This window comes from Amycolatopsis ultiminotia (genome assembly GCF_039536925.1).
In the GTDB taxonomy this organism is placed as follows: Bacteria; Actinomycetota; Actinomycetes; order Mycobacteriales; family Pseudonocardiaceae; genus Amycolatopsis; species Amycolatopsis ultiminotia.
In genome coordinates this window covers 92,254-105,744 of record NZ_BAAAZN010000028.1, presented here as the reverse complement: position 1 = coordinate 105,744, position 13,491 = coordinate 92,254, and the positions used below count along the sequence as shown (strand labels likewise).

General features: G+C 69.7%; 13 protein-coding genes. 4 read left to right on the top strand and 9 right to left on the bottom strand.

What is annotated here, in order from left to right:
• Positions 1-639 precede the first annotated feature (639 nt).
• Complete coding sequence (locus ABD793_RS39570) at positions 640-822, top strand: YegP family protein (protein ID WP_344868773.1); 183 nt, start codon at positions 640-642, stop codon at positions 820-822.
• A gap of 12 nt (positions 823-834) precedes the next feature.
• Here the strand turns inward: ABD793_RS39570 and ABD793_RS39565 are convergent, their stop codons facing one another.
• From ABD793_RS39565 to ABD793_RS39530, 8 genes are all read right to left on the bottom strand, one after another.
• Positions 835-1,182: a RidA family protein gene (locus tag ABD793_RS39565; RefSeq protein WP_344868772.1), complete on the bottom strand. Its 348-nt coding sequence runs from the start codon at positions 1,180-1,182 to the stop codon at positions 835-837.
• A gap of 48 nt (positions 1,183-1,230) precedes the next feature.
• Positions 1,231-1,872, bottom strand: a complete 642-nt coding sequence (locus ABD793_RS39560) for a cyclase family protein (RefSeq protein WP_344868771.1) — start codon at positions 1,870-1,872, stop codon at positions 1,231-1,233.
• Positions 1,869-2,612 (bottom strand): SDR family NAD(P)-dependent oxidoreductase, encoded by a 744-nt coding sequence (locus ABD793_RS39555; RefSeq protein ID WP_344868770.1) that lies wholly within the window; start codon positions 2,610-2,612, stop codon positions 1,869-1,871. Before ABD793_RS39555 ends, ABD793_RS39560 begins: the two co-directional genes overlap by 4 nt.
• A 32-nt stretch (positions 2,613-2,644) precedes the next feature.
• Complete coding sequence (locus ABD793_RS39550; protein WP_344868769.1) at positions 2,645-3,628, bottom strand: threonine ammonia-lyase; 984 nt, start codon at positions 3,626-3,628, stop codon at positions 2,645-2,647.
• Complete coding sequence (locus ABD793_RS39545; RefSeq protein WP_344868768.1) at positions 3,625-4,554, bottom strand: hypothetical protein; 930 nt, start codon at positions 4,552-4,554, stop codon at positions 3,625-3,627. The genes ABD793_RS39550 and ABD793_RS39545 overlap by 4 nt, the downstream gene beginning before the upstream one ends.
• Positions 4,551-5,975 (bottom strand): FAD-dependent oxidoreductase, encoded by a 1,425-nt coding sequence (locus ABD793_RS39540; RefSeq protein ID WP_344868767.1) that lies wholly within the window; start codon positions 5,973-5,975, stop codon positions 4,551-4,553. The genes ABD793_RS39545 and ABD793_RS39540 overlap by 4 nt, the downstream gene beginning before the upstream one ends.
• A 47-nt stretch (positions 5,976-6,022) precedes the next feature.
• Positions 6,023-6,934: a dihydrodipicolinate synthase family protein gene (locus tag ABD793_RS39535; protein ID WP_344868766.1), complete on the bottom strand. Its 912-nt coding sequence runs from the start codon at positions 6,932-6,934 to the stop codon at positions 6,023-6,025.
• A 94-nt stretch (positions 6,935-7,028) separates the two neighbouring features.
• On the bottom strand, positions 7,029-7,799 hold the full coding sequence (locus ABD793_RS39530) for an IclR family transcriptional regulator (RefSeq protein WP_344868764.1): 771 nt from the start codon (positions 7,797-7,799) through the stop codon (positions 7,029-7,031).
• A gap of 262 nt (positions 7,800-8,061) precedes the next feature.
• Between ABD793_RS39530 and ABD793_RS39525 the strand changes: the two genes are divergently transcribed.
• The 3 genes from ABD793_RS39525 to ABD793_RS39515 all read left to right on the top strand — a co-directional run bounded on the left by ABD793_RS39525 (position 8,062) and on the right by ABD793_RS39515 (position 11,498).
• Positions 8,062-9,393 (top strand): MFS transporter, encoded by a 1,332-nt coding sequence (locus tag ABD793_RS39525; RefSeq protein WP_344868763.1) that lies wholly within the window; start codon positions 8,062-8,064, stop codon positions 9,391-9,393.
• Between the two features lie 70 nt (positions 9,394-9,463).
• The gene (locus ABD793_RS39520) at positions 9,464-11,086 is read left to right on the top strand and encodes an aldehyde dehydrogenase (NADP(+)) (RefSeq protein WP_344868762.1); all 1,623 of its coding nucleotides are present in this window, start codon (positions 9,464-9,466) and stop codon (positions 11,084-11,086) included.
• Positions 11,087-11,099: 13 nt separating this feature from the next.
• On the top strand, positions 11,100-11,498 hold the full coding sequence (locus ABD793_RS39515; RefSeq protein WP_344868760.1) for a sensory rhodopsin transducer: 399 nt from the start codon (positions 11,100-11,102) through the stop codon (positions 11,496-11,498).
• A gap of 91 nt (positions 11,499-11,589) precedes the next feature.
• On the opposite strand, the gene ABD793_RS39510 is transcribed toward ABD793_RS39515, so the two are convergent.
• Entirely contained in the window at positions 11,590-13,332 is a 1,743-nt protein-coding gene (locus tag ABD793_RS39510; RefSeq protein WP_344868759.1) for a CocE/NonD family hydrolase, read from the bottom strand.
• Positions 13,333-13,491 lie beyond the last annotated feature (159 nt).

Sequence of the window (13,491 nt, the reverse complement as noted above, 5' to 3'; positions counted from 1 at the left end):
CCGCGGCCGCCGAGTCCGGCAACCGCGAAGTGCCGCTGATCCTGCTCGAACCCACCGAGAACTGACCGGACTCACCACGGGCGCCCGGCGCACACCCGGGCGCCCGCCATCCGGCCGACGCCGACCGTTGGCGGCCTCGTACCGTCGACGGTCTGTTCCGGCAGCGCGTGGGCGTGTGGGCGGTGGTCCTGGTCGTCGAACGAGGTCAAAGCTGCTGTCGCTGCTGGTGACCGCAGGGCAGCGAGGCGACTCGCTGCAGTTCGAGGCCGTGCTGGCGGGCACGATTCCCCAGCTTGCCCGCCGGCTCCAGGATCGCGGCAACCGTGGCCGGTCGCCGGCGTTCGGCCCGGTGATCCACCAGCGCGTCATGCGGTTCGACACGCTCGCAGGTTTCTGGGTCGGATCGACGTACCGGAGTGTTCTCCGGGGGAACGACGGCTACCGGCGCCCGCGATGTCTTGCCGCGGACGGCGCAACTTCCCGGTTTTCCCGGGGGTAAACATGACTCACCCGGTCGAGGTGGTTTCCGTCGGGTTTTTGCAGGTTGTTCCGGTGGCACGCCGAATTGCGTGTTTATCCGCGCGCGTTCGCGTCTACCTGGGTGGCGAGAACATCCCGAGTCGGTGAAGAGGAGTGGTCATGGCCGGCAAGTTCGAGGTCTACGAAGACAAGGCTGGCAAGTTCCGCTTCCGGTTGAAGGCCGGTAACGGCGAGATCGTTGCCTCGGGCGAGGCGTACGAGACGAAAGCCTCCGCGCGGGCGGGTTGTGAAGCTGTGCAGCGCGCGGCGGAAAAGGCCAGCATCGTCGAGAAGGAAAGCTGACTTGCGCGATGCTCAGCGTACGGCGGCGATCGCGTCGATCTCGAACCTGAGTCCTGGCACCGCAAGGCCGGTCACGGCTGTGGTCCTGGCCGGGTAGGGCTCGGCGAAACGGTCGCGGTAAAGCTGGTTCATCTCCGCGAAATACTCGTGGTCGGTGAGGTAGACGCCGATCCGCACAACGTGTTCGAGGCCGCTGCCCGCCGATTCGAGTGCGGCGGCGAGATTGCCGATGGCCGCGTTGACTTCGTCGGCGAAGGACTCCGGGATCCGGCCGTCGGCATCGACGCCCACCTGGCCGGAGACGTAGACCGTGTCGCCGAGTACCCGGGTGGCGCTGAGCGGTGCAGGGTGGTTGCTCATCAAGAGTCCTTTCTGGACTGAAATCGGTGGTTCGGTCCGGTGCGGCGATCACCCGGCCGGAACCGGCTCGCCGGCGAGTGCGAAAGCGCGGCAGGGGCCGCCGTCTCCGGCGCCCGCCAGCAGCGGGGCGGCGGAGAACCAGACGTGACCGGGCAAGCCGGTGAGACCGGTGAGGTTTTCCACGATCGGGACACCTGCGCCGAGCAGGATGGTGTGTGCGGGCTGGTGCGCAGCGCCGACGGGGTCCGGCGAAGGGAAGTCGAGGCCGACGAAACGGACGCCGGCTGCGCGCAGGCGTTCTGCGCCGGCGGCCGAAAGGTGGGGTGCGGCACCGTAGTACGGCTCGGTACCCCAGGAATCGGCGTGCCCGGTGGCGATGAGCACGCCCTGCCCCGCGACCAGACCGGTGAGGGCGTCCGGATCGATGGCCTCCGTTCCCGGGTGCGCTACCCGCAGCACCACGGCGGGACCCATCCAGGACTCGATCGGCATCTCGAACGTGCGGGCACCGCCGTCGACCATGTGCGCGGGAGCGTCCACATGGGTGCCGACGTGTGTCCAGCAGTGCACGTCGGTCATCAGGACTCCGTGCTCGGGCACGGTTTGCACGGTGGTGAACCGAGGTTGCGGTACGCCGGGGTAGATCGACATGCTGTCGTGCAGCCGGTGCGTGAGGTCGTAGGTCCTCATCGGGCGCTCCGGACCGGCGCCGTGCCGTTGAGCGCAGTCTGACCGCCGTCGACGGTCAGGGACGTACCGGTGATGTACGCGGCTTCACCGGAGGCGAGGAAGACCGCGGCCGTGGCGCATTCGTCCGCGGTGCCCCAGCGACCGGCCGGGGGGAACGCGAAGGCGTCGTCGGATTCGGCCAGTGCCGCCCGGTTCAGCGGGGTTTCGATGGTGCCGGGTGCCACCGCGTTGACCCGGATACCGAACTGGGCCAGGTCGACCGCCATCGAACGGACGAGCATCAGCAACCCGCCCTTGGCAGCGTTGTAGTGGGCGGTATCGGGTTCGGCGATGGTCGAGTTGGTCGATGCGGTCACCACGATCGACCCGCCGCCCGCAGCGGCCATCGCGCGGGCGACCTGCCGGCAGACGAGGAAACAACCGCGCAGGTTGACGTCCAGCACCTCGTCCCATTCCTCGGTGCTCAGCTCGAGAAACGGTCGCTGCCGCCAGATCCCGGCGTTCGCGATCAGCACGTCGAGCCGTCCGAAGCGCTGGAGGACCCCGTCCACCAACGCACGCACGGAGCCGGGATCGGTCACGTCACAGCGCCACGGAGTCACGCTGTCCGCCGGCTCCGCCGGTTTCCGGTCGGCGGCCACCACCTGCGCCCCGCGCGCCGCCAGCAGTGCCGCAGTGGCCGCGCCGATTCCGCTGGCGCCGCCGGTGACCACCGCGACCTTTCCGTCGAAAGAACCCACAGCTGTCCCCTTCCTGTCCTCGTGGCGACCCGTCACCGGCCGACGACCTCGCGCAGCAGGGCGGGATCGACGTTGCCGCCGGTCATCAGGCAGACGACCCGGTCACCGGGCAGCACGCTGCGGTCGTAGGTGGCCAGCGCGGCGATCGTGGTGGCGCTGGAGGGTTCCACGACGAGGCGTTCGGCACGGAAGATCTCGGCCATTGCTTCCCGGATCGCGGTTTCCCCGACGGTGACCACACGATCCACCAGCTCTCTGGCCAGGCCGAAAGTGAGGTCGCTGGCGGCACGGGCGGCCAGACCGTCGGCGATGGTGCTGAACGGTGGCACGCGCACGACCCGGCCTGCCTCGAGCGAGCGGCGCATCCGGTCGGCCCCGGCAGGCTCGACCCCGACGATTTTGGCGTCGGACCCGGCCACGGCCAGGCCGCGGGCAACCCCGGCGATCAGCCCGCCGCCGCCGACCGGAGCGAGCACGGTCGCTCCTTCCGGGCCGTCGTCGGCCAGTTCCGTGCCGATGGTGGACTGCCCGGCCACGATGTGCGGGTCGTCGAAGCTGTGCACATAGGACAGTCCGGTTCGGACGCACGCGGAACTGGCGTGCTCGAACGCCTCCTGCCAGTCACTGCCGGCCACGTGGATCTGGGCGCCAAGGACCCGCATGGCCCCGACCTTGGCGGGGTTGGCGCCTTCGGGAACGTAGACGTGTGCGGTCCGCCCGGCTCGGAACGCGGCGAACGCGACCCCGAGCCCGTGGTTACCGGTGGAGGCGGTCACCAGCGGGGCTGCGGGATCGGCCGCGTGCGCCAGTTCGTGCACGGCGAACAGGGCGCCGCGGACCTTGAACGACCGGGTCGGCTGGATCAGCTCCCACTTCAGCCACACCTGCCTGCCCAGCAGGTCCGACAGTCCTGGCGAGTACTGGCACGGCGTCGGCCGCAGCACGGTCCGCAGGTACTCCGCGGCCCGGGTGACCAGCTCGCCGGGGAGCAGCGCTTCGAGCGTGGCGGTGGTCATGAGGCCGCCACCGCGCCGGAAGCATCGAGTTCCCGGTACCGGAAGCGGGCCAGGTCTTCGATCCGGTACGCGCCGCGCGGGGACATCCGCGCCAGCAGTCCGTGCCGGTCGAGCAGCTCCCGCGTCAGATGTGCTCGACGGACCCGTTCGCGGGCGCTGGACACGGCAAGCGACTCCAGGTGCATGCCCACCGGGTAGATGTCGGCCGCGTTGCGCAGCCCGAACTTGAGATAGACCGGTGCGGCCGCGAGGACGATCTCCGGCGCCTCGTGGTGCCGCACGAAACCGCCGAGGTTGTCCGGTGATTCGATGTAGACGTCGATCGCGGCGCGGCCCGCGGAGCGCAGTTCCGCAAGCTGGGTCACGGTGAGGTCGCCGGGGACGTTGATCGAGTCGGCGCCGAGCCGCTCGATCACCGCGAACGACGCCGGGTTGGCAGGCCCGGTCAGCGCGGACATCTTCAGCCGGAGGTCGGCGGGCAGGTCGCCGCGGACCCGCGCCCGGTGCAGTTCGTGCAGAACGCCCTCGTCAGCCACCAGCAGGCAACGCACGCCGAGGTTCGCCGCGCGCTCGGCGTCGTCGATGCTGAACCGCACCTGATCGGCACCACGGACGCGGGGGCCGAGCCCGCTGCCGGGCAGCTTGGCCGAACCGCCGATGTCCCAGGTGCCACGCGGGCCGAGGAACAGGCACAGTTCCACGTTCGCCGCGGCGCCGGCGGCGACCATGGCGCCGATTTCCTGGTCGTCGAGCATGGCGACGCCGCTGCCCTGGCTGACCCGGTGGATCGTCAGGTCGTAGCGCCGCGCCTGGTCGAGTACGGCTTCGAGCGCCGCCGGTCCTTCCACGGACGGGATTTCGATGCGGAACAGCCCGCCGTCCGGGAACGCGCCCGCGGCCGTGGGGTCGGGGGAGATCGAGCTCATGATTGTCCTCCGGGTCGGGCCGCTCCGGCGTCGGCGGGGCGTGCTTCGCGCCGCGGGGCCAGTGCGGCGCGGGCGTGCCGGGCCGCGGTCAGTCCGGTCGTGGCGGCCTGCTCGACGTTGCCCAGCTCCACGAAATAGTCGCCGGCGAGCCGGATGCGCCCGGCGTGCCGCTCGGCGTGCTCGTGCAGCGGGCCCGCGTCGAATCCCGGCCTGCGGTAGGTGTTCCCGATCGGCCACCGGTGCACCACCGTCTCGGTGATCCGGCCACGGAGGGCGGGATGGATCCGCAGGAGGTCCTCGGTGAAACGGGCCTCGATCGTTGCGTCGGACTCCCCGAGCAGCGCGGCCGCCGGTGCGCCACCCGCGTAGACCATGTAGCTGGCGCCGGTCCGCCGGGCGACCTCGGGCACCGGATTGGTGTGGTTGAACATCATGCTGAACGAGGAACCCGGGGTCGTGGTCGCGTAGACGCGGTCCCATCGGCTGCGCGGCAGCGGATCGGTGAGCAGCCCCATCGACACGAACGGGCCGTAGGCGACCTCGCGCAGGCAGGTGTCGAGCCTCGGCGGCAGCCCGCGGACGACCTTCCGCGCGACCGGTGCCGGCACGGCGACGACCACCTGTTCCGCGCGTACTTCCTGCTCCCCGTCCGGGGTGCGGTAGCGCACGCGGACACCGCCGTCCACCTCGGCCACCTCGAGCACCTCGGCGGAGAGCCGGACCCGGTCCGCCAGCGCGGCGCCGACGGCACGGGGCAGCTCCCCGGTGCCACCGTCCACATTGAGCGTCGCGAAGGCATTGGACCCGCCCCACACCGAGGCGAACAACGAGGCTGCGACACCGCCGGACTGATCGGCCAGTTCCGAAGCCGCGCGACGGCCGGCGGTGGCCAGCAGGTCCTGTACCCGAGGCGGCAGCGGGCCGAGCACCTCGGCCGCCGAGCGATCGGCGAGGTAGGCGTCGAGGCGGGTGCGCCGGCTCAGCGGTCCGTCCCCGGATCTCGGCGCCGCCTGCCGGAAGTACCCGTGCACCGCCCGCAGCAGCCGGGTGCCGGCCCTGGCCAGCGAGATCCGTTCCCGCAGGGTCAACGGCAGGGTCAGCGGGTGGGTTTCCACCCGTGCCGACGCGTGCAGCCTGCCGTCCACGGCGATGGCGGTCTTCACCCCGGGAATGTCCAGGGTGCGCAGGTCGAGATCGCCGAGCATGCCGTGCAACGTCGAACCGGGGCCGGGGAACAGATGGCATCCGAGGTTGATCCACCGCGCACCGCGGGGAACCGAGTGCATCCGCCCGCCGAGGCGGTCGGCGGATTCGAGCAGCAGCACCTGGCGATCACGCAGGTGCCATGCGGCAGCCAATCCGGCGGCACCGCCGCCGACCACCACGACGTCGTAACCGGCGTCGTCTTGACCTGTGACCATGGGGGTTCCTTCCTTCGACCGGGCGGGCCCGACGGCCGAGCGGTCGTTCAGCGGGCGACCTTGACCAGGCCGTCGACCGCGCCTTCGAGGGTGCGCAGTGCGCGGGCCAGCACTGCGTGCTCGTCAGCGGTCAGCGGCCGGGCCGGTGAGCGGGTGAGCGAGGCCGGCCGTCCGGTCAGTTCGCAGGCCGCCTTCACCGCGGCGTTGTAGGGGAGGTTCTCGATGAGCCGGGCAACCGGGTAGGTGGCCACCCACAGCCTCGCGACGGTGGCCTGGTCACCGGCGCGGACCGCGTCGGTGATCTGCCGGTAGACCGCACCGAGGAAGTTGGCTCCACCGGTGATGTGCCCGCGCACTCCCAGCAGGAAAGCGGGCCCCAGCACCGAATCCACGCCGTTGAGCACCCGCACCGGCTCGTCCGCGGTGGCGAAGTCGTAGAGCTGTCCCAAATCGCCGAAGGAATCCTTGACGTAGCGGACGGCAGGCACCCGGCTCGCCAGCTCCCGCAGGAAGGCCGGGTGCTGCTGCAGTCCGGTGCCCGCCGGCTGGTTGTAGGCCACGATCGGCAGTGCGACCGACCCGGCGACCCGGGTGTAGTACTCCGCGGCCTCCGGCTCGGTGATCGGCTCGAAGTACGGGACGGTCAGCAGCAGCGCGGCGGCGCCGTGGTCGGCCGCGTGCCGGGACAGCTCCACGGCCTGCGCGGTGGAACCGGCACCGACGTGTGGCACGACCGGAATCCGCCCGGCCACCTGGTCGAGCACGATCTCCACCACCCGGCGGCGCTCGGCGTTCGTCATCGTCGCGAACTCGCCGGTACCACCGCACGGCACGATCCCGTCGATGCCGTCGTCGACGACCTTGTCCACCAGGACCCGCAGGGCGGACTCGTCGACCTCCGCGCCACCGTCGGTGAAGGGGGTCACGAGCGCCGACAGCGTCCCGCTCAGTTCAGTCACGGATACTCCTCGATCCCAGCGTCCGATATTTCGGACGACGTCTGGTATATCGGATTCTAGGAAGCTGAGCCGGCTGCCGTCAACGCGAGGAGGCTCACGCCGGCGACCCGGCCGCGGCGCCGAGGTCCGCGGACAACGCCGCCGCACCGCTCACGACCAGGCCGCGGAGCCGGTCGGCGAGGGCGTCGTCCCAGCGGTAGGTGGGCACGGAGATACTCATGCCCCCGATGGCTGCGCCACGCCGGTCGCGGACCGGCGCGGCGACGCATCGCACGTCCGGATTCGACTCGCAGTTGTCCCAGGCCACGCCGGTCTCGCGCACCTCGGCAAGTGCCTCCCGCAGCTGCCGGGCGTCGCTGATGCTGTTCGGTGTCAGTACTGCAAGCGGGCCGTCCGGGGGGTAGAGCTTGTCCAGTTCGTCTGCCGGCTGATAGGCGAGCGTCGCTTTGCCCACGGCTGCGAGGTGTGCCGGAAGGCGGGCGCCCACAGTGGACACCAGCTTCACCGCGTGTGCACTGTCCACTTTGGCCACGTAGACGATTTCCGTGCCGTCGAGCAAGGCCACCTGCACGGTTTCCCCGCACTCGGCCGCGACACGCTGGGCGTGCTCCCGGCCCACCTGCACGATGTCCAGTGATCGTTCGACGGCGCTGCCCAGTTCGAACAGTCGCATGCCGAGCGCGAAGGCAGCCCCCGCCTCGGTCCGGATGAATCCTTCGGCCTCGAGGGTCTTGAGCAGTTCGTGCACGGTCGCCCTCGGCAGGGACAGTGCTGTCGCGATCTCCGGCGCGCTCTGCGGTCCCTTCTCCAACTGGCCGAGAATTCTCAGTCCGCGCGAGAGCGCCGTGACCAGTCGTGTCGCCATTCCGTCTCCTGTGTTCCGAGAATGTTTCCGCTGCGGAGTGTCCGTTGACACCCCCAGCAGGGGATACTAACGTCCTGTCGGTATTTCGGATAGTGTCCGGTATTTCGGATATTGGCCACTCGGGGTTGCTCGAAGCGGAGGGCGCCGGCTTCGGCCCCGCGCGGATGCGGCCCGTCCAGCTCGTGCCTCGTACGGCGGTGCTCCCCGGGCCGCCCACCGAACGGCGTCCCCGGAGCTCTCGGCAGATCAGGAAGTGAACCCGATGACCCATTCCCACCCGATCCGGCTCAGCACCGCCTACCGGCGCAAGGTCGGGGTGAGCAGCGTACTCAGCCAGCTGATGGAGTGGTACGACTTCCAGCTCTTCGGACTGGCGTCGGTGTTGGTCTTCCCTTCGTTGTTCTTCCCGGGAGCCGGGCAGACCGGAGCCACGCTGCTGTCCTTCGCCGGTCTCGCGGTGGGTTTCCTCGCCCGGCCGCTCGGCGCGCTGATCTTCGGGCACATCGGGGACACCGTCGGCCGCAAGACGGTGCTCATGATCACGCTGTCGCTGATGGGCGGCGCCACGTTCGCCATGGGGGTGCTGCCGACCGCGACGGCGATCGGCGGTTGGGCCCCGGCGCTGCTGGTGCTCCTGCGGGTACTGCAGGGCGTCGGCGTCGGAGGTGAACAGGGCGGTGCCACGCTGATGATGGTGGAGTCGGCGCCGCCCCGGCGGCGTGGCTTCGCTTCCGGGGTCATGGAGACCGGCGAATTCATGGGCCTGCTCATCGCGACCGGTCTCTTCACGGTGCTCACCGCGGTTCTGCCGCACGCCGAGTTCGTCAGCTGGGGCTGGCGGGTGCCGTTCCTGATCAGCGCGGGCATCGCGATCTTCGGGCTGTGGGTGCGTACCAAGCTCGTGGACACCCCCGCGTTCGAGGAGGCCAAAGAGGACGGTCTGCTGGCCGAACGGCCGCTGTCGGAACTGTTCAAGACCGGAAAGCGCAGCATGCTGCTCTCGATCGCCTTGCGGCTGTTCGAAACCGGGAGCGGCTTCCTCATCGTGACGTTCTCGCTGTCCTACGCCACCGACAACGCCGGAGTGTCGGAGTCGGTGTCGACGGCGGGCGTGATGATCGCTTCGGCGATCTCTATCCTCGCCATCCCGTTCTACGGCCACCTCGCCGACCGGATCGGCCGCAAGATCGTGTTCTGCGGCGGCATGATCTTCCTGCTGGTCACGATCTGGCCGTTCTTCCTGATCCTCGACACCCGTTCGACGCCGTTGATCCTGCTCAGCTACGCCCTGTTGTACGCCTTCGGCTCGGCGCCGCTGCTCGGTGTGGAATTCGCCTGGATCGCCGAGCTCTTCCCGACCAACATCCGGTTCAGCGGGCTCTCCATCAGCTTCCAGATCGGCGCCATTCTCGGCGGCGGCATCGCGCCGTTCCTGGCGACCTTGCTGGTCGCCGTCGCCGGCGGCTCGCTGTGGCTGGTGATGTCCTACCTGCTGTTGCTGTGGTGCATTTCGATGGTTGCCGTGATCAAGGCTCCGGACACCTACCGCACCGAACTCACCGCGAGCGCCACTGCGCAACCCGCCCCGGCGTGATCCCCAGCGCGAACCGGGCACCACGATCCGGCAACCGACCGTCCCCGCAGCGGTCGAGAAGGTGAACCACATGACCAACCCGACATCGAGCACGCCTTCCCCGCCCACCGGCCGGGCCCTGATCGGCGGGACGGCGGCAGTGCCGGCAACCGCGGCCACCTTCCGCGCTGTCGATCCGGCCACCGGCGAGGAGATCGGACCCGTTTTCGTCGAGTGCGGCGCGGTGGAGACGGAGCGAGCGGCGAAGCTGGCAGCCGCGGCGTTCGACGGCTACCGTCACACCGGGATCGAGGAACGTGCCGCTTTCCTCGAGTCGATCGCAAACGAAATCGAGGCACGGGCGAGCCCGATCGCCGAACTGGCCCGGCTCGAAACCGGTTTGCCCACGGCGCGGGTCGCAGGCGAGACCACACGCACCACCGGCCAATTGAGACTGTTCGCGAGGACCTTGCGGGAAGGTGACTGGCTGCAGGCGAGGATCGATCCCGGCGATCCGGAACGGATCCCGCTGCCGCGTCCGGACGTCCGGTGCCGCGCGGTGCCGCTCGGGCCGGTCGCGGTCTTCGGCGCGAGCAACTTCCCGCTCGCGTTCTCGGTCGCCGGCGGGGACACCGCCTCCGCCCTCGCCGCAGGCGCACCGGTGATCGTCAAGGCGCACCCATCCCACCCCGGTACATCGGAGCTCGTCGGCACGGCGATCTGCGAGGCCGTGCGCAGACATGGCTTGCCGGAAGGAACCTTCTCCCTCCTTCAAGGCACCAGTCACGAACTGGGCGCCGCGCTGGTGACCCACCCCGCGATCAAAGCGGTGGGTTTCACCGGCTCGCGAGCCGGCGGACTCGCCCTGCTCCGGCTCGCCCAGCAGCGCCCCGTGCCGATCCCGGTGTACGCCGAAATGTCCGCGGTGAACCCGGTTTTCGTGCTCCCCGGCGCGGTGGCCGAGCGCGGGGCGGAGATCGGGGCGTCCTATGTCGCGTCCGTGACCGGCAGTGCGGGCCAGCTGTGCACCAAACCCGGTCTGCTGTTCGTCCTCGAACGAACCGGCGCACAGGACCTGGTGGATGCGGCGGCGGCCGCCATCGAGCGGGTGCCCGCGACCGTGCTGCTGAATCCGGCAATCTCCACCGCGTTCGGGAAAGAGACGGCGGCCGTGGAACACACCGAGGGCGTGCGGCTGGTCGCCACCGGGGTGGCCGATCCCGCGCTCGCCTGCACCGGTGTGCCCAGCCTCTTCGAGACGACCGGGGCAGGGTTGCTCGGCCGGCCCCGGCTGCCGGCGGAGATGTTCGGGCCGGCTTCGGTGATCGTGCGCGTCGCCGACGAGAAAGAACTGCACGCCATCGCGGAAACGCTCGAGGGCCAGCTCACGGCGACGATCCACGCGAGCGCCGTCGACCACCGCACCGCGGCAGCTCTGCTCGGCCGGCTCGAGCTGATCGCCGGACGGGTGCTCTTCAACGACTGGCCGACCGGGGTGGAGGTCAACCATGCGATGGTCCACGGTGGACCGTTCCCGGCGACCTCCGCACCCGCGACGACATCGGTCGGCACGCGCGCGATCGAACGGTTCCTCCGTCCGGTCGCCTACCAGGGTGTGCCGGTCGAACTGCTGCCTGCCGAGCTCCGCGACGACAATCCTTCGCACCTCTTCCGGCGAGTCGACGGCGTGCCGGAAGAGGTGCCGGCACGGTGAGGAACCCATCCGGATGACCCCGACCCGACCAGCCGGCTCCACCAGCGGTGCCCGGCATACCTGGTGGTTCCCCGACGGCGACCTGCCCGCACCGACCGAAGGGGATCGCTTCGTCAGCCACGAAGCCCTGATCGTGCTGAACCCGGCGCGTGAGCCGGCGAAGCTCCGGCTCACTCTCTACTGGACCGACCGGCCACCCACCTCGTTCGACCACGACCTCGTCGTGGCGGGTGAACGGGTCCGCTGCCTCCGGCTCGACAAGCTCTCGGACGAGGGCATCGACTTCACGATTCCGCACCGCACCCAATACGCGATCCGGCTCGACAGTTCGGTCCCGGTCTTCTGCCAATACGGCAGGCTCGACACCGCCCAGCCCAACCTGACGCTCATGACCGCTCCGGCTTTCGGCTGAGGCGCCCGGCTGTTGCCAAGGTGGGACGGCGGTGATCCCGCGCCGGTCCGGCGCACTGTCGCCCACACCGGGAACTGCCACCCGAGGTCGTTCACTGTCCGGGAACGGTGAACGCCGGGCTGCCGATCGGCAGTTTGCTCGTGTAGGCCGTCAGGTAGGTGTCCAGGTAGGGCGCTCGGTTGCCTGCGGTCGGTTTGTCGTCGGCGGGGTTGCCCACGGCCAGCCGGAGCTGTGCGCCGGAGACGGTGATCCGCTCTCCGGACGGGGTGTCGATCCAGTCACCGGCTGCCGGCGGGATGGTGCCGATCTCGACGGCGAGCGAGTGGCCCGCGGCCAGCGTCCAATCGGTCGACTTGAGGTCGAAGGCGGTCTTGCCCGGCTTCAGTGTGGAGACCTGCTCGTCGAACAGTACCGCGGTGCCGTCCGGGGCGACGTCGTACAGCTTGGTCATGACGTTGCCGTATCCCTTGGCGTCAAGGGAGATTCGCGGGGTCGCGGTGATGCGGGCCGGCTTTTTGACGGGCTCGGACCAGCGGAAGAAGCTGCCCCCGGCCGGGTTCGTACCCGCTCCGCCGTCGTCCACATAGGACCCACCGGGGAGTGCGACGGTACCCGGCTGTGCCGCGCCCGGCCAGGTGTCCTGCTCTCGCCAGGCGCCGGTGTTGTCCTGAACGGCGTACGCGGGGTACCGGACCGGGGGTGTGGTGCCCTTCAAGTACTGGTCGTAGAAGGACATCGTCTCGTCGAACCAGCCGTCCCGGCCCATCGCCGGCCGGCCGTCCGCGACCCGGTCGTTCCCGCGCACGTGGTCCCACGGGCCGAGCCATCCGCGTTCGGGGCCCTGGTGGTTGTCGAGGTACTCCTGGATCGCCTCGGGTTCGACGTTCCACTCCAGCAGTCCCTGGGTGAACAGCAGCGGGGTGTCGGTGCCCTTGGCGTGCTCCGCCAGGTCACGGTCCTTCCAGTACCGGGAGTCCGGGCTCGCGGTCTGGTAGCCGAGCATGTTCTGCACCAGGCATTCCGGGTGCGCCTTCTCGTACTCGGCGTTGGCCCGGTAGCGCGCGTCGTCGTCCGGCAGCTGTGGCAGTCCGGCGATCTTGTTGTACGTGTTGGACACGTTGACGATCGTCGAGCGGGGCACGCCGTTCGAGCGGATGTTGCGGTAGGGGTCCCACATGGGTTCCTGCGCCACGACGGCCTTGAGTGCGTCCTGCTTCAGGTTGTTGCCCATCAGCCCGGTGATGGCGTCGTAGGACTTGCCGTACATGCCCACCGAACCGGTAGACCACGGCTGGTTCGCGGCCCAGTTGATCGCCGCCTTGACATCCGCCTGTTCGCCGGGGCCGGTGAAGTCGAGACAGCCGGTGGAGCCACCGAAGCCGCGCACATCCACCATCACGAACGCGTAGCCACGGTCGAACAAGTGCGCACCGTCGATGAAGTCGGTGAAGCGATCCGAGGGACCGGTGTGCTTGCGGTCTTCGACGTCCTCCTGCCCGGAGTGCCCGAAGTACGGGCCCGCGGAGAGGATGACCGGAACTTTTTGACCCTCGGGCAGGCCTTCCGGCAGCAGGACGTCCGCATGCAGCTCGGTCTTCGAGCCGTCCGAGGACGGGAAGTACTGCTGGGTCCAGGCTCCGCCTTCGGGAACGTGCTCGTTCTCCGCGTGGGTCACCGGGTCGTCGGCGGTGGCCACCGCAGCGGGCCCCGGCGCAGCCGATGCGGTCGAACCGGCGAGCGCGGCAGTCATGGCGACGACGATCGCTGCCGACGCCGCGGCAGCGATACGCGAGTGCTTCATGGGGCCCTTCCAGAAATAACGCTTCGAGGTCATGGAAAGAGTTCACCGGGTGCGGCCGCCACCTGCCAGTGCGATGACGTCACCTACGGCCCATGACATTTCTCGGGGCGCCAGATGACGTGACGTCACTTGCGCCGTGCACGTCGCTGCCGAAGCGCAGGTCAGGCCACGGGTTCACCAGGGGTGCCACCT